This is a genomic window from Rhodococcus sp. SGAir0479 (genome assembly GCF_005484805.1).
Lineage (GTDB): Bacteria > Actinomycetota > Actinomycetes > Mycobacteriales > Mycobacteriaceae > Prescottella.
Genome location: NZ_CP039432.1, coordinates 2,723,782 through 2,738,885 on the forward strand (window position 1 = coordinate 2,723,782; position 15,104 = coordinate 2,738,885).

At 69.7% G+C, this 15,104-nt stretch carries 14 protein-coding genes; 4 read left to right on the plus strand and 10 right to left on the minus strand.

Annotated elements, in window-relative coordinates:
- Positions 1–21: 21 nt before the first annotated feature.
- From E7742_RS12750 to E7742_RS12780, 7 genes are all read right to left on the minus strand, one after another.
- A complete protein-coding gene (locus E7742_RS12750) occupies positions 22–1,302 on the minus strand; it encodes a metal-dependent hydrolase family protein (protein WP_137799276.1) in 1,281 nt (426 codons plus the stop codon).
- Between the two features lie 110 nt (positions 1,303–1,412).
- Entirely contained in the window at positions 1,413–2,891 is a 1,479-nt protein-coding gene (gene ahcY, locus E7742_RS12755; RefSeq protein ID WP_137799277.1) for an adenosylhomocysteinase, read from the minus strand.
- Between the two features lie 103 nt (positions 2,892–2,994).
- Positions 2,995–4,530 (minus strand): amino acid permease, encoded by a 1,536-nt coding sequence (locus E7742_RS12760; RefSeq protein WP_137799278.1) that lies wholly within the window; start codon positions 4,528–4,530, stop codon positions 2,995–2,997.
- 147 nt (positions 4,531–4,677) lie between these two features.
- A complete protein-coding gene (gene manA / locus E7742_RS12765) occupies positions 4,678–5,925 on the minus strand; it encodes a mannose-6-phosphate isomerase, class I (protein ID WP_137799279.1) in 1,248 nt (415 codons plus the stop codon).
- Positions 5,925–7,055 carry a tobH protein gene (locus E7742_RS12770; RefSeq protein WP_137799280.1) on the minus strand — a complete coding sequence of 377 codons (1,131 nt, stop codon included), beginning with the start codon at positions 7,053–7,055 and terminating at the stop codon, positions 5,925–5,927. The genes manA and E7742_RS12770 overlap by 1 nt, the downstream gene beginning before the upstream one ends.
- Before the next feature lie 74 nt (positions 7,056–7,129).
- Positions 7,130–8,512: a phosphomannomutase/phosphoglucomutase gene (locus tag E7742_RS12775; protein WP_137799281.1), complete on the minus strand. Its 1,383-nt coding sequence runs from the start codon at positions 8,510–8,512 to the stop codon at positions 7,130–7,132.
- A 236-nt stretch (positions 8,513–8,748) separates the two neighbouring features.
- A complete protein-coding gene (locus E7742_RS12780) occupies positions 8,749–9,144 on the minus strand; it encodes a DUF3499 domain-containing protein (RefSeq protein WP_137799282.1) in 396 nt (131 codons plus the stop codon).
- A gap of 151 nt (positions 9,145–9,295) precedes the next feature.
- Here E7742_RS12780 and E7742_RS12785 point away from each other — a divergent pair, with 151 nt between their 5' ends.
- Positions 9,296–9,787 carry a metallopeptidase family protein gene (locus E7742_RS12785; RefSeq protein ID WP_137799283.1) on the plus strand — a complete coding sequence of 164 codons (492 nt, stop codon included), beginning with the start codon at positions 9,296–9,298 and terminating at the stop codon, positions 9,785–9,787.
- Between the two features lie 88 nt (positions 9,788–9,875).
- Here the strand turns inward: E7742_RS12785 and E7742_RS23235 are convergent, their stop codons facing one another.
- On the minus strand, positions 9,876–10,109 hold the full coding sequence (locus tag E7742_RS23235) for a WhiB family transcriptional regulator (RefSeq protein ID WP_175420615.1): 234 nt from the start codon (positions 10,107–10,109) through the stop codon (positions 9,876–9,878).
- A 467-nt stretch (positions 10,110–10,576) separates the two neighbouring features.
- Here E7742_RS23235 and cofD point away from each other — a divergent pair, with 467 nt between their 5' ends.
- Genes cofD through E7742_RS12805 form a run of 3 tightly spaced genes read left to right on the plus strand, consistent with a single transcriptional unit; the run spans position 10,577 to position 13,497 of the window.
- Entirely contained in the window at positions 10,577–11,590 is a 1,014-nt protein-coding gene (gene cofD / locus E7742_RS12795) for a 2-phospho-L-lactate transferase (protein ID WP_137799285.1), read from the plus strand.
- Positions 11,587–12,933: a coenzyme F420-0:L-glutamate ligase gene (locus E7742_RS12800; RefSeq protein ID WP_137799286.1), complete on the plus strand. Its 1,347-nt coding sequence runs from the start codon at positions 11,587–11,589 to the stop codon at positions 12,931–12,933. Before cofD ends, E7742_RS12800 begins: the two co-directional genes overlap by 4 nt.
- On the plus strand, positions 12,934–13,497 hold the full coding sequence (locus tag E7742_RS12805; protein ID WP_137799287.1) for an NUDIX hydrolase: 564 nt from the start codon (positions 12,934–12,936) through the stop codon (positions 13,495–13,497). It abuts the gene before it with no gap.
- 38 nt (positions 13,498–13,535) lie between these two features.
- Here the strand turns inward: E7742_RS12805 and E7742_RS12810 are convergent, their stop codons facing one another.
- Together E7742_RS12810 and E7742_RS12815 are read right to left on the minus strand one after the other, a co-directional pair.
- Positions 13,536–14,183, minus strand: coding sequence for a CoA transferase subunit B (locus tag E7742_RS12810; protein ID WP_137799288.1), 648 nt, complete (start codon positions 14,181–14,183; stop codon positions 13,536–13,538).
- Positions 14,180–14,926, minus strand: a complete 747-nt coding sequence (locus E7742_RS12815; RefSeq protein ID WP_137801194.1) for a CoA transferase subunit A — start codon at positions 14,924–14,926, stop codon at positions 14,180–14,182. The genes E7742_RS12810 and E7742_RS12815 overlap by 4 nt, the downstream gene beginning before the upstream one ends.
- Between the last annotated feature and the right edge of the window lie 178 nt (positions 14,927–15,104).

Genomic DNA, 15,104 nt, shown 5'->3' on the forward strand with positions numbered 1-15,104 from the left:
CGAGCGGTCGCAGCAGGGTCGTCACAGCGCGTTCTTGACGATCACCCCGCCCTTGACGACGACCACGAGATGCTTGCCGGGATCGGCGAGCAGCGACAGGTCCTCGACCGGGTTGCCGTCGACCAGCAGCACGTCCGCCCACGCACCAGGCGCCACCACCCCGAACGGTGCCTCCCGGTACGGGTCACGCTCGCCCGCGAGCCGGAAGAGGCGGGCATTGCCCGACGTCACCATCCGCAACGCGTCGAGGTTGCTGTAGTGGTCGGCGAGGCGCGCGACCATCTCGCTCTGCCGGCTCGCGGACTGCGGCTCGAGCAGCAGGTCCGTGCCGAACGCGACGTCGACGCCGTGCGCGCGGGCCCAGCGGTACACCTGCTCGACGCCGCCGCAGATCCGCCGATTCTTGTCGGCGCGGCCGGGGTCCGGGTAGTGGTGGTCGTCCTCCGCGAACGGCTGCATCGACAGCCACACCTCGCGCTCGGCCAGGAGGGCGACCGTCGCCTCGTCCGCGAGATGACCGTGCTCGATCGAGCGGACGCCCGCGTCCACGGCCCGGCGGATCCCCGCGACGTTGTACACGTGCGTCGCCACGTACGTGCCGTAGTCGGTGGCCGCGTCGACCGCCGCCCGCAGCTCCTGCGGCGTGAACTGGACCGTGTACAGCGGGTCGTACACCGACGCCGCCCCGCCCCCGACCATCAGTTTGATCTGCGACGCGCCCCGCTTGAGTTGTTCGCGGACCGCCGCGAGGACCTGCGGTTCACCGTTCGCCACCCGCATGAACCCGATGGTCTCCGCCCGGCTCTCGGCCCCACCCAGTTCGGTCGGCGTCTCGTACACGAATCCGAAGTCGCCGTGCCCGCTGGTCTGGGAGATCGCGGCCTGACTCGGATAGATCCGCGGGCCCGGGAACAGTCCACGGTCGACGGCGGACTTGATGCTCGCGGTGTCGCCGGCCATGTCCCGCACGGCGGTGAAGCCGCGCAGCAGCATGTCGCGGGCCTCGGCGACACCGTTGAGCGCGATGTGCGCCTGCGAACCGGTCAGCAGATCCAGGTACGAATTCGCGTTACCCACCAGGTGGACGTGGGCGTCGCTCATGCCCGGCATCAGTACCCGTCCGCCGCCGTCGACGACCGTGGTCTCCCGCCCCGGCTCGTCGCCGATGGGCGATTCCGAGACCGCGAGGATGCGGTCTCCGTCGATGAGCACGTCGCCGTGCGCGAGCGTCCCGGACTGCCCGTCGAACACCCGGACGTCGCGAAAGAGCAGGCGTTCCCCGGTCGCTGTGATCGCCGTCATACACGAAGAGCGTACTGCGGTCCCCGCGACCGCGGCCGGATACGGCCGTGGCCGGGGACGGTGGTTCCGTCCCCGGCCACGGCGAGCCGATTGCTACAGGCGGCGGTGCCTCAGTAGCGGTAATGCTCGGGCTTGTACGGGCCCTCGACGTCGACACCGATGTACTCGGCCTGGTCCTTGGTGAGCTTGGTGATGGAGCCACCGAGCGCCTCGACGTGGATCTTGGCGACCTTCTCGTCGAGGTGCTTGGGCAGGCGGTACACCTCGTTGTCGTACTCGTCCGGCTTGGTCCACAGCTCGATCTGCGCGATCGTCTGGTTCGCGAACGAGTTGGACATCACGAACGACGGATGACCGGTGGCGTTGCCGAGGTTCAGCAGACGACCCTCGGACAGCACGATGATCGAGTGGCCGTCGGCGAAGGTGAACTCGTCGACCTGCGGCTTGATGTTGACCCGCGTGACGTCACCGGCCCGCTCGAGGCCGGCCATGTCGATCTCGTTGTCGAAGTGGCCGATGTTGCCCAGGATCGCCTGGTGCTTCATCTGCTTCATGTGCTCGAAGGAGATGATGTCCTTGTTGCCGGTGGCCGTGATGACGATGTCGGCCTCGCCGATGAACTCCTCGACGGTCTTGACGTCGAAGCCGTCCATCATCGCCTGCAGCGCATTGATCGGATCGATCTCGGTGACCGTGACGCGGGCGCCCTGGCCACGCAGCGCCTCGGCACAGCCCTTGCCGACGTCACCGTAGCCGCACACCAGCGCCGCCTTGCCGCCGATGAGCACGTCGGTGCCGCGGTTGATGCCGTCGAGCAGCGAGTGGCGGGTGCCGTACTTGTTGTCGAACTTGCTCTTGGTGACCGAGTCGTTGACGTTGATCGCCGGGAACGCCAGCTCGCCGGCGGCGGCGAACTGGTACAGGCGCAGCACGCCCGTGGTGGTCTCCTCGGTCACGCCCTTGACGGACTCCGCGACGGCGGTCCACTTGCCGCCGTCGGCCTCGAGCGACTTGCGCAGCAGCGCCAGGAACACCTTGTACTCGTCCGAGTCGTTCTCGTCGTCGGTGGGCGGAACGACGCCGGCCTTCTCGTACTGCGCGCCGCGCAGCACCAGCATCGTGGCGTCACCGCCGTCGTCGAGGATCATGTTGGCCGTCGTGCCGGGCCACGTGAGCATCTGCTCGGCCGCCCACCAGTACTCCTCGAGCGTCTCGCCCTTCCACGCGAAGACGGGGACACCTTTGGGCTCCTCCGGCGTGCCGTGCGGACCGACGACCACGGCCGCGGCCGCGTGGTCCTGCGTCGAGAAGATGTTGCACGACGCCCAGCGCACCTGCGCGCCGAGCGCGACGAGCGTCTCGATCAGCACCGCCGTCTGGATGGTCATGTGGAGCGAGCCGGAGATGCGAGCGCCCTTCAGGGGCAGCGCGTCCGCGTACTCGCGGCGCAGCTCCATCAGACCGGGCATCTCGTGCTCGGCGAGACGGATCTCCTTGCGGCCGAATTCCGCAAGGGACAAGTCCGCCACCTTGAAGTCGATGCCGTTGCGGTGCTCTGCCACCGGATCCGATGAAACCGAGGTCGTCATACTGCCTCTCCTGTTCGATGTCTGGAATGAGACCAGGCTATCGGGTGCCGGGGCGCTCCGCGGACGGGCAGTACCCTCTCGACGCGAGAGCCCGGGCGGGCCGTCAAGATCCGGTGTCGGCGGCCTGCGAGTCGCCGCGGCCCGCGGCCTCCCGTGCCCGCACGGTCAGCATCGAGTGCCGGCGGCTGTACGCGAAGTAGACGACGACACCGATCGCCATCCACACGATGAACCGAATCCACGTCTCCACCGACAGGTTGAGCATCAGCCACAGACACGCCAGGACCGCGAGGATCGGCACCAGCGGCACCAGCGGCACCCGGAAGCCACGCTCGAGATCCGGGCGCATCCGGCGCAGGACCACGACGCCGATCGAGACCAGCACGAACGCGAACAGCGTGCCGATGTTGACCATTTCCTCGAGGGTGCCGATCGGGAAGAACGCGGCGAGGACGGCGACCACGCCGCCGACCAGGAGCGTGATCCGGACAGGGGTTCCGCGCTTACCGGTGGGCGCGAGCGCACGCGGCATCAGCCCGTCCCGCGCCATCGCGAAGAGCACGCGAGTCTGCCCCAGCATGAGCACCATGACGACGGTGGTGAGACCGGCGAGTGCGCCGAACGAGATGAGGTTCTTGGCCCAGTCCATGCCGTTGATCGCGAACGCGGTCGCGAGTGTCGAATCGTCACCCGCCAGCTCGGTGTAGTTCACCATTCCGGTGAGGACGAGCGAGACCGCCACGTACAACACCGTGACGATCGCGAGCGACGCGAGGATGCCGCGGGGCAGGGCCTTCTGCGGGTTCTTCGTCTCCTCTGCGGTGGTGGCCACGACGTCGAAGCCGATGAACGCGAAGAACACCAGGCTGGCGGCCGCGAGCAGGCCGTACCAGCCGAAGTTGCTGCCGCCGGCGCCGGTGAGGTACGAGAACAGGGACTGGTGGATGCCCTCGCCGGTGGATCCCGACTCCGACGGCGGGATGTACGGCGAGTAGTTGGAGCCCTTGATGAAGAAGGCGCCGACGATCACCACGAACAGGACCACGGCGACCTTGATCGCCGTGATCACGGCGGAGACGCGCGACGACAGCTTGGTGCCGGTGGCCAGCAGCGCGGTGATGACCGCGACGATCAGCACCGCGCCCCAGTCCACCTCACGCGAACCGATGTGGAAGACAGGATGGGTACTGCCCAGCACCTCGCCGAGGTACAGCGACCAGCCCTTCGCCACCACCGACGCGGCGAGCGCGAACTCGAGGATGAGGTCCCAGCCGATGATCCACGCGACGAACTCACCGAACGTGGCGTAGGAGAACGTGTACGCGCTGCCGGCGACCGGCACCGTGGACGCGAACTCGGCGTAGCAGAGCGCCGCCAGCGCGCATGCGACCGCCGCGAACACGAAGGCCAGCGACACCGACGGACCGGCGACGTTGCCGGCGGTGCGCGCGGTGAGCGTGAAGATGCCCGCGCCGATCACGACCGCGACACCGAAGACGGTCAGGTCCCACGACGTCAGATCCTTGCGGAGCTTGGTTTCGGGTTCGTCGGTCTCGCGGATCGACTGCTCGATCGACTTGGTGCGAAACAGCCCTGATCGGGTCCAGGCACCCGCGGCTTTCCGGTCGGATGTCGCCATGAATTGCTCCTCGGAGAGGTGGAAATGTGAAGAGCCTATTCCGGGAGCGAACCGTGAGCACGGTTCGGGGACACGCCGAACCTCCGTCCCCCCGCCGGCCGAGCCGGTGAGGTCCGCGGCCGCGGTTTCACGCGGCCGATGGCGCCGTCAGTCGTGGACGACCCCCACCCCGGCCCGGAAGATCCGGGTGTCCTCGGCGTACGCCTGGATGTGCACCTCACTGTCGGAAGCCGAGATCCAGGCGGAGCCGCCGCACTCGAGCATCAGCGACTGCGAACCGCACCCGACCTTCGCAGCGCCCGAGGTGCACAGCAGGATCTGCGGTCCGTCCGGCTCGAAGGTCGTCGCGGCGCCGGCCCCCGCGCCGGAGGCGTCGAGATCGATGCGGGAGAGGCGGAACTCGGGCGCCGGCGTCCGGTACGCGGCCTCACCGACGCAGGCGGTGGGGGCCGCGGTCAGCACCGGCACGTCGACCGATTCGAAGTCCAGCACCCGCAACAGCTCCGGCACGTCGACGTGTTTGGGGGTGAGTCCGCCGCGCAGCACGTTGTCGGAGTTGGCCATGATCTCCACGGCGGTGCCGTGCAGGTAGGCGTGCAGGTTGCCGGCCGCCAGGAACAGGCCCTCGCCGGGCTCCAACGTGATTCGGTTGAGCAGCAACGAGGCCAGCACCCCGGCGTCGCCCGGGTACCCCTCACTGAGCTCGAGCGCCGTCCGGACCTCGGGCACGAACTCGCGCTCGCCCGCGTCCGGGTTCGCGAGATAGGCCACGCAGCCGTCGAGGACCGCGGGGAGCAGGGTCGCCAACGCCGGTGACGGCAGCGTGATCCAGGTGGTGAACACTGCCCGCAGGCCCCCGGAATCGGGCTGTCCGGCAAGCAGTCCGACGTACGGCGCGAGCTCCGGGACGTTCAGCGCCGCGAGCAGACGGACCGTTCGGTGCGGATCGCGGAAGCCGGCCAGTGCCTCGAACCGGGTGAGCGCGACGACCAGCTCGGGTTTGTGGCTGGCGTCGCGGTAGTTCCGCTCCGGCGAGTCGACGGGCAACCCCGACGCCTCCTCCCGGGCGAAGCCCTCGAGCGCCTGCTCCGCACTGGGGTGGGCCTGCAGCGACAACGGCTCCTCGGCCGCCAGCACCTTGAGCAGGAACGGCAGCCGATCCCCGAACGCGGCCACGCACCGGTCGCCGAGTTCGGCGACGGGCGCCTCGGCGACGACGTCACGCAGCGAACGGCTGCTGCCGCCCTCGATCACACGCGCGGGATCCCCGGGATGGGCCCCCAACCACAGCTCCGCTTCCGGATGCGCACTGGGGCTCGGGCGTCCGCACAGCTCCGCGAGGGCGGTCCGTGATCCCCATGCGTAGGACCGGAGCGCACCTTCGAGTTGGCGCACTAGTTACCACCGATCAAACGTAGGTACGCCGCACTCATTTCGAGGCGGCAGACGAGAACTGCTGTCTGTTCGATCTCTCCGACGGCGCCGACGGGGGTCGGCTGCGCCGGATCGACCGGGCCGGCGGGACCTGGCGGACCCGCCTGGACGGACGCCGCGACGACGACGTCGGCGTCGGCCAGCACGGCCGCCCGGCGCTCGGCGAGCGGCCGGTCCGCGTCGGACGCGAGCACGAACACCCGCAGCGGCATGCCGGGGGCGGGCCCGTCGAGCTGCTCGTCGTGGAAGAAGGGGTCGTAGTCGGCACTCAGCGGTGTCGCGGCCGCGAACCGGGGCACTCCGGCGATCACCTCCGCGAGGTCCGCCGCGGCCGCGACGGCGGCGCCCGTGCGCAGCAGCACGTCGCCGGCGTGGCGGGCGAGGTGCGTCGTCGCCCGGGTGGCGCCGGCGAGCACCACGCGGCGGCCCTGCATGCGGGCGGCCAGCGATTTGGCGGGGTTGTGGAACACCTCGTTGCGAGGGTGGTCGCGCAGCGCCTCGTCGTCGAGGGCGTCCGCGAGCCTGCCGAGATCGGGATATGCGGCGGCGCCGGCACGGCCGGACTCGATCGCCACGAGGACCGCCAGGAAGGCGGCGAGGTAACGCAGCAACGCGTTGTGGTCGGGGACGGTCACACGAGGCGGGAGGGCGTGCGCCCGCCCGGCGCCCGCGGCCCGCAGCGGCCCCTCGTCGGGGGCGGCCACCACGACCTCGGCTCCGCGCCGCAGCGCCCGGTCGACGGACTCGACCAGCCGCGGGTCCCCGGCATCGTCACCGGCGACCACGACGACGTCCAGGGGGCCGACCCACAGCGGCGTCACGGTGGTCTCGACGAGCGGGATGCCGATGCGCCCGCCGACCGTCGCGATCAGCAGGTCCGCGGCGCGCGCGGCCGCACCGACGCCGGTGACCAGTACGACGCTGCGGGGCTGGAGCCCGTGCAGTCGCGCGAGCTCACCCTCGTCGACGGCGGCCTGGGTCGCGCGGATCTGCGCGCCCCCGAGCGCGGCGAACCGGAGCGAACCCTCGACGTCGGCGGCGAGCAGCGCGTCCACGTCATCGAGATCGAGCAGAGACGACGGAGCTGTCATGGCGGCCCACCTCCCTTTCTCCCACTCCTGGCCCGGACCGGTCCGGTGACTCGAGTATCCCAGTAATTCGCGGCCTAGGCGCGGACAGCTCCGAGGATCTCGGTGACCAGGGCGTCGACCTCGGCGGGCGTGCGGGCCTCGACGTTCAGGCGCAGCAGCGGTTCGGTGTTGGAGGCGCGCAGGTTGAACCACGCACCGTCCGCGAGATCGACCGTGACACCGTCGAGACGGTCCACGCCGACCGCTCGGTCGGCGAACAGTTCCACCACGGCGGCCGTGCGCTCGGCGGCGTCGGCGACGGTGGAGTTGATCTCTCCGGAGGCGGCGTAGCCGTCGTACGACCGCATCAGTTCCGAGAGCGGTCGGTCCTGCTCGCCGAGCGCGGCGAGGACGTGCAGCGCGGCGAGCATGCCGGAGTCGGCGCCCCAGAAGTCGCGGAAGTAGTAGTGCGCGGAGTGCTCGCCGCCGAAGACCGCGCCGGTCTCGGCCATCTGCTGCTTGATGAACGAGTGACCGACGCGCGTGCGGACCGCGGTGCCGCCCAGCTTCTCGACCAGTTCGGGCACGAACCGCGAGGTGATCAGGTTGTGGATGATGGTGCCGCCCGGCTCCTTCGCGAGTTCGCGATCGGCGACGAGCGCGGTCACGGCCGAGGGCGAGACCGGGTCGCCCTTCTCGTCCACGACGAAGCAGCGGTCGGCGTCGCCGTCGAACGCCAGGCCGATGTCGGCGCCGGACTCGCGGACGAAGTTCTGCAGATCGACGAGGTTGGCCGGGTCCAGCGGGTTCGCCTCGTGGTTGGGGAACGAGCCGTCCAGCTCGAAGTACAACGGCAGGATCGTGACCGGCATCGGGGCGAACACCGCGGGCACCGTGTGGCCACCCATGCCGTTGCCGGCGTCGACCGCGATCGTCAGCGGCCGCAGGTCCGACAGGTTCACCAGGCCGCGCACGAAGCTCGCGTACTGCTCGAGCACGTCGTTCTCGGAGATGGAGCCGGCCGCACCGTCGTACGCGGGCACGCCCTCGGCGACCTCACGCGCGATGGTGGCCAAACCGGTGTCCTGACCGACGGGCTTGGCCCCCGCACGGCACAGCTTGATGCCGTTGTAGCGGGCCGGGTTGTGGCTGGCCGTGAACATCGCGCCGGGGCAGTCCAGGATGCCGGACGCGAAGTACAGCTGATCGGTCGAGGCGAGTCCGATGTGGACGACGTCGAGGCCCTGCGCGATCACACCCTCGGCGAACGCGCGCGACAGCTCGGGCGACGACTCCCGCATGTCGTGACCGATCGCGACGCGGGTGACGGCGTCACCGGCGGAACCCTCGTCGCGCACCAGGCGGGCGAACGCGGCGCCCACGTCCCGGACGAAGTCGGCATCGATCTGTTCGCCCACGACACCACGCACGTCGTAAGCCTTGATCACGGCATTCACGGATTCGACGGATCGAGCCACCCTGGATTCTCCTGCTGTTCGTTTGATGCGACACACGTTGTTCGTCCCACTGTTCGACACCGTCGAGCGCCCGGCGGGCGCTACCCGACGAGCGATCGACTCGGTTCACCGTCGAGCGTTCGGCCGAGTCGTTCCCAGAGCCTAGTGGTGGGTGCCCCGAATGCGCCTGTCGAGCGAACGGTCGGTTTCCGTGGTAGCGGTACGAGTGGCCGCGCCGCGGACGTCGACGACGACCGTCAGTTGGCGGGGTCCGGTAAGACCCGCAGGTGGCCGCGGCGGCCGGTGCGGGTGATGGGAGGAGCCGACTGCGTCGTGGCCGGCCGGGACTCGCCGGTCGCGGAATCGGTCCGCGGGCGCTCCCCCAGGCCCGCCTCGCGGACGGCCTCGGCGAGCGCGGTCAGATCGTCCTCGTCCGGCGTGCTCGACGAGAAACCGCCCTCGTACCGGACCAGCTCCCAGCCCTTCGGGGCGGTGATGCGCGACGCGTGGGTCTCGCACAGGTCCCAGGAATGAGGTTCCGCAACGGTGGCCAGCGGGCCGACGACGGCGGTGGAATCGGAGTAGACGTACGTCAGGGTGGCGACAGCAGGGTTCTTGCACCCAGGCCGGCAGCAACGACGCAGTGATCTCACAAGCAAGGAGACTAACCCCAAGTTCACGGTTGGCCTACTCGGACACACCGTAAGGGTGATGCCGGAACGGTCACGGCCACGGGCGGCGGCTGGGTGGCCGAGGCGTGGCGCGCGGGGCGGGTGAGGCGCGGGGCCGCTGTAAGGTCTCGGCATGGCCAGAGCTCGTCGTCACCGTCCGCCCACGTCTCGTTCGGTGGCACGGCGCGGTCGCGGGATCCGGGGTCCGCTGTTCCCGCCGGACCTGCCGGCGGCGCGGACTCGCGCGGAGAAGTTCGATCATCTGGTGCTGGCGGCGTTCGAGCCGATCGATGCGCAGTGGCACGAACGGCTGACCAAGCTCGACATCGCGGTCGACGACGTCCCGCGCATTCGGGCGATCGATCCCGACTCGGTGAACTGGCCGCCCGAGGTGGTGGCCGACGGGCCGGTGCCGCTCTCGCGGCTGATCCCGGCGGGCATCGACCGGCACGGCACGGCTACCCGGGCCCGGATCGTGTTGTTCCGGCGACCGCTCGAGCTGCGTGCGAAGGACCCGCAGGACCTCGAGGACCTGGTGCACGACGTACTCGTCGAGCAGGTGGCGACGTACCTCGGGGTCGCGCCCGAGGTGATCGATCCCGATCTGCCGGGCGAGGACGACTGATCGTCGTCGCCGTCGCGGGTGACACCGTCGTCGGACGGGGTCCGTCAGATGGTCCGTCGGCAGATGGTCCGCTGTCAGACGGTCGCTGTCAGATGATGCCGCGCTTGAGGCGTCGGCGTTCCCGCTCGGACAGGCCACCCCAGATGCCGAACCGCTCGTCGTTCGCGAGCGCGTAGTCGAGGCACTCGCCGCGGACCTCGCAGCCCATGCAGATGCGCTTGGCCTCGCGGGTGGACCCGCCCTTCTCCGGGAAGAAGGCCTCGGGGTCGGTCTGCGCGCACAGCGCGCGGTCCTGCCACTGATCCTCGTCGCCGTCGAACATCTCGTCGAAGCCCGGAATCACACTCAGCTGGGGAACTACCGCTCCGAGCTCGAAGTCGTCGAAGCCGATGCCCACCGCCACGCCGGCATCGGAATCGGTTCGCGGTTCGTCACCGACCACGCTCAGAGAAGTGTCGAACTCGTACTGCCGGAATTGCATCGCTCCGCCTCCTCACCTGTCTCTAGCGCAGAAAACATGGATCGTTCTCGAATCCTGTACTGCTGACCCCACCCCGACGATCATCCCGACAAGTGCCCGAACGACGGTTCGAGTCGAGGGCCATTCCGAGTGAACTGGCCCCTCGAACTCGGAATGACATGCATGTGATTAGACATGCCCTGGCGTGTCGGGTCAAGCTGAAACCGAAAAGTCGTTTACTATCGCGCGCCGTCCGCGCAGCCGTGGTACAACTCGGCCGGTGAGACGGCGTCGAGTCGTGCTCGACCCCACGACATAGGCTTCGAGTCGTGAACGTGACTGTATTGGTTGGCGGCGTCGGAGGGGCCCGTTTCCTCCAAGGAGTTCGAAGTCTGCTCGGCAGCGCCGGGGAGGACGGCGGACCCGGTGCGCCCGGGGCAGCCGGGACCGAACATCGGATCACCGCCGTCGTGAACGTCGGTGACGACGTGTGGATGCACGGACTGCGCATCTGCCCGGACCTCGACACCTGCATGTACACCCTCGGCGACGGCATCGACCCCGAGCGCGGATGGGGGCACGTGGGCGAAACCTGGAATGCCAAAGAGGAACTCGCGGCGTACGGTGCCCAGCCGGACTGGTTCGGACTGGGCGACCGCGACATCGCCACCCACCTGATCCGCAGCCAGATGCTGCGGGCGGGGTACCCGCTGTCGGCCGTCACCGAAGCCCTGTGCAAGCGGTGGCAGCCGGGGGTCTCGCTCCTGCCCGTCAGCGACGATCGCAGCGAGACGCACGTGGTCGTGACCGACCCGGAGGATCCGGCCGGGGAGCGGCAGAAGGCGATTCACTTCCAGGAGTGGTGGGTTCGCTACCGCGCCCAGATCCTTACGCACAGCTTCGCGTACGTGGGCGCCGAGCAGGCGAAGCCGGCTCCCGGTGTGCTCGAGGCGATCGAGTCCGCGGACGTCGTGCTGCTGGCGCCGTCGAACCCGGTGGTCAGCATCGGCGCCATCCTGGCCGTTCCGGGTATTCGCGGTGCGCTGCGCACCACCACGGCGAAGATCGTCGGCCTGTCCCCCATCGTCGGCGGAAAGCCGTTGCGCGGCATGGCCGACGAGTGCCTCGAGGTGATCGGAGTCGAGACGTCGGCGGAGGCGATCGGCCGGCACTACGGGGCCCGATCGGCCACCGGCATCCTCGACGGCTGGCTGATCCACTCCACCGACACCGCCGACGTCCCCGGCGTGGAGGTCCGCAGCGTCCCCCTGCTGATGACCGATCCCGAGGCCACCGCCGAGATGGTCCGCGCGGCCTTCGACGTGGCCGGAGTCGCGCTGTGACCGTGCGCGACCACGGGGCCGGACGGGCGATCGAGATCCTGCCCGTCCCCGGCCTTCCCGAGTTCCGGCCGGGTGACGATCTGGCGGCCGCCGTCGCCGACGCGGCGCCGTGGCTCGACAACGGCGACGTGCTGGTCGTGACCAGCAAGGTGTTCTCCAAGGTCGAGGGCCGGATAGTCACCTCCCCCACCGACCCCGACGAGCGCGACGCGGCGCGGCGGCGACTGGTCGACCAGGAGGCCGTGCGCGTGGTGGCGCGCAAGGGACGCACGCTCATCACCGAGAACAAGCTCGGCATCGTGCAGGCGGCGTCGGGCATCGACGGCTCGAACGTCGACGGCGCGGAATTGGCTCTGCTGCCGGAGGATCCGGACGGCAGTGCTCGAAAGCTGCGCGCCGACATCGCGTCCCGGCTGGGTGTCGACGTCGCGGTGGTGGTGACCGACACGATGGGCCGCGCGTGGCGGATCGGCCAGATCGACGCCGCGATCGGGGCCTCGGGCATCCCCGTCCTGCATGCCTACGCCGGTGCGGTCGACAGCCAGGGCAACGAGCTGTTCGTCACCGAGGTCGCGGTCGCCGACGAGATCGCCGCGGCCGGTGATCTCGTCAAGGGCAAGCTCGGCGGCGTCCCCGTCGCGGTCGTCCGCGGACTGGGTCTGGGTGACGACGGGTCCGCCGCCGACCAGTTGATCCGCCGAGGACCCGAGGACCTCTTCTGGCTCGGCACCGCAGAGTCGATCGAGATGGGTCGGCGCGAGGCACTGCTGTTGCGCCGGTCGGTGCGGGACTTCACCGACGAGCCCGTCGACGCCGACGCCGTGCGCGGCGCCGTCGCCGAGGCGCTCACCGCGCCCGCGCCGCACCACACCCGGCCGGTGCGGTTCGTGTGGCTGCGCAGTCCCGAGGTCCGCTCGCGGCTGCTGGCCGCGATGCAGGACCGGTGGCGTGCCGATCTCGCGGCCGACGGCATGGACGCCGAGCGCATCGAGCGTCGGGTCGCGCGCGGGGACATCCTCTTCCGCGCCCCCGAGGTGGTGATCCCGTTCTGTGTGCCCGACGGCGCGCACGACTACCCGGACGAGCGCCGCACGCGCGCCGAGTCGACGATGTTCACGGTCGCGGCCGGCGCCGCGGTGCAGGGCCTGCTGGTGGCGCTGGCGACCCGCGGTCTGGGCAGCTGCTGGATCGGGTCGACGATCTTCGCCGCCGACACCGTGCGCGCCGAACTGGACCTGCCCGGCGACTGGCGGCCACTCGGTGCGATCGCCGTCGGGCACCCCGCCGAACCCCTGGCGCCGCGCGAGCCGCGAATGCCGGGCGACGCACTGCTGGAGATGTAGATGTCGGCACGGTCACTGCGCGAGTCCGCGCGTGAGGTTCTCCTGAACTGGGACACCGACTCCGATCATGCGGAGTCGTTGCGGCACACGATGCTCGCGTTTCTCGACTCCGCTCCCGACGGCTGCCTGCGCTCGCACGCACCCGGGCACATCACCGCGTCGTCGCTCGTCCTGGACGAGGACGGACGGCACGTTCTGTTGACACTCCACCCGCGGGTGGGCCGGTGGATCCAGCTCGGCGGGCACTGCGAGGAGGGGGACGACACCGTCGTCGACGCGGCCCTGCGCGAGGCGCGCGAGGAGTCCGGCATCGAGGGGCTGCGTATCGAGCCGCGAATGCTGTCCGCGCACACGCACCCGATCACGTGCTCACTGGGCGTGCCCACCCGCCACCTCGATCTGCGTTTCCTCGTCACCGCGCCCGGGCCGGCGTCGGAGGTACCGATCACCATCAGCGACGAGTCTCAGGATCTGCGCTGGTTCCCGCTCGACGACCTGCCGGAGGGTGCCGAGAAGGAGACGATCGATCATCTGGCGCTCCGCGCCCGTGCGCACTTTCGGTAGCTGCAACTACCGAAAAGGCGCACGGGCGGCGAAGCCGCCTACACCAGCAGCTTCGCCGCGGTCGCGGCGACGACCTCGTCGACACTGACCCCGGGGGCGGTCTCGACCAGCCGCAGACCCTCGTCGGTGACGTCCAGGACCGCCATGTCGGTGATGATCCGCTGCACACAGCCCTTGCCGGTGAGCGGCAGGGTGCACTCGTCGAGGATCTTGGACTCGCCCTTCTTCGAGACGTGCTCCATCATCACGATGACGCGCTTGGCGCCGTGGACGAGGTCCATCGCGCCGCCCATGCCCTTGACCATGTGGCCGGGGATCATCCAGTTGGCGAGATCACCGCCGGCACTGACCTGCATCGCGCCGAGCACGGCGACGTCGACCTGGCCGCCCCGGATCATGCCGAACGACTGCGACGAGTCGAAGAACGACGCGCCGGGCAGCGTGGTGATGGTCTCCTTGCCGGCATTGATCAGCTCGGGATCGAGCTCGTCCTCGGTGGGGTACGGCCCGACGCCCAGCACCCCGTTCTCCGAGTGCAACACGACGGTGACACCCTCGGGAATGTAGTTGGGCACCAGGGTCGGCATGCCGATACCGAGGTTGACGTACTGCCCGTCGGACAGCTCCTGCGCGACGCGCGCGGCCATCTGCTCGCGGGTCAGCTTCTGGGTGACTACCTCGGTCATGCTCGCACCGTTCGCTTCTCGATTCCGACAGTGACCTTGCCCACCGGCACGACGCGCTGCACGTGGATGCCCGGCGTGTGGATCTGGTCCGGGTCCAGCTCGCCCGGCTCGACGAGGTGCTCGACCTGCGCGATGGTGATGCGGCCCGACGCGGCGGCGGGCGGGTTGAAGTTGCGGGCGCTGCGGCGGAAGACGAGGTTGCCGTGGCGATCGCCCTTCCACGCGTGCACCAGCGCGAAGTCGGCGACGATGCCGCGTTCCATGACGTACGTCGTGCCGTCGAACACGCGGGTCTCCTTGACCGGGCTGGCGACGGCGACGCCGCCCGAGCCGTCGTAGCGGCGCGGCAGCCCGCCCTCGGCGACCTGCGTGCCGACGCCCGCCGGGGTGAAGAACGCGGGAATGCCCGCACCGCCGGCGCGCAGCCGCTCGGCGAGCGTGCCCTGCGGCGTCAGCTCCACCTCGAGCTCGCCGGACAGGTACTGGCGCGCGAACTCCTTGTTGTCCCCGACGTACGAGCTGATCGTGCGGCGGATGCGGTGCTGCTCGAGCAGCACGCCCAACCCGAAGCCGTCCGTGCCGCAGTTGTTGCTCACGGTTTCGAGGTCCGTCGCACCCTGTTCCAGGAGCGCATCGATGAGGATCTCGGGCACCCCGACCAGGCCGAATCCGCCAACCGCGATGGTCGCGCCGTCCGGGATGTCGGCGACGGCCTCGGCCGCTGTGGCGATGACTTTGTCCATCATGGCGGCCAGCATACGTCGATCCGTACGTAATGTGAACTCTCGTCCGCCCTGCGAACACACCCCGTGGGTGCCGTTGATCGCGCCCCGGACACGCACTACCTTGTTCGTATAGCGTCAGATCGTCCGCATAACGAACATTGTGTCGGGAATGCTCTCGGATCCCCGCTCGACCCTG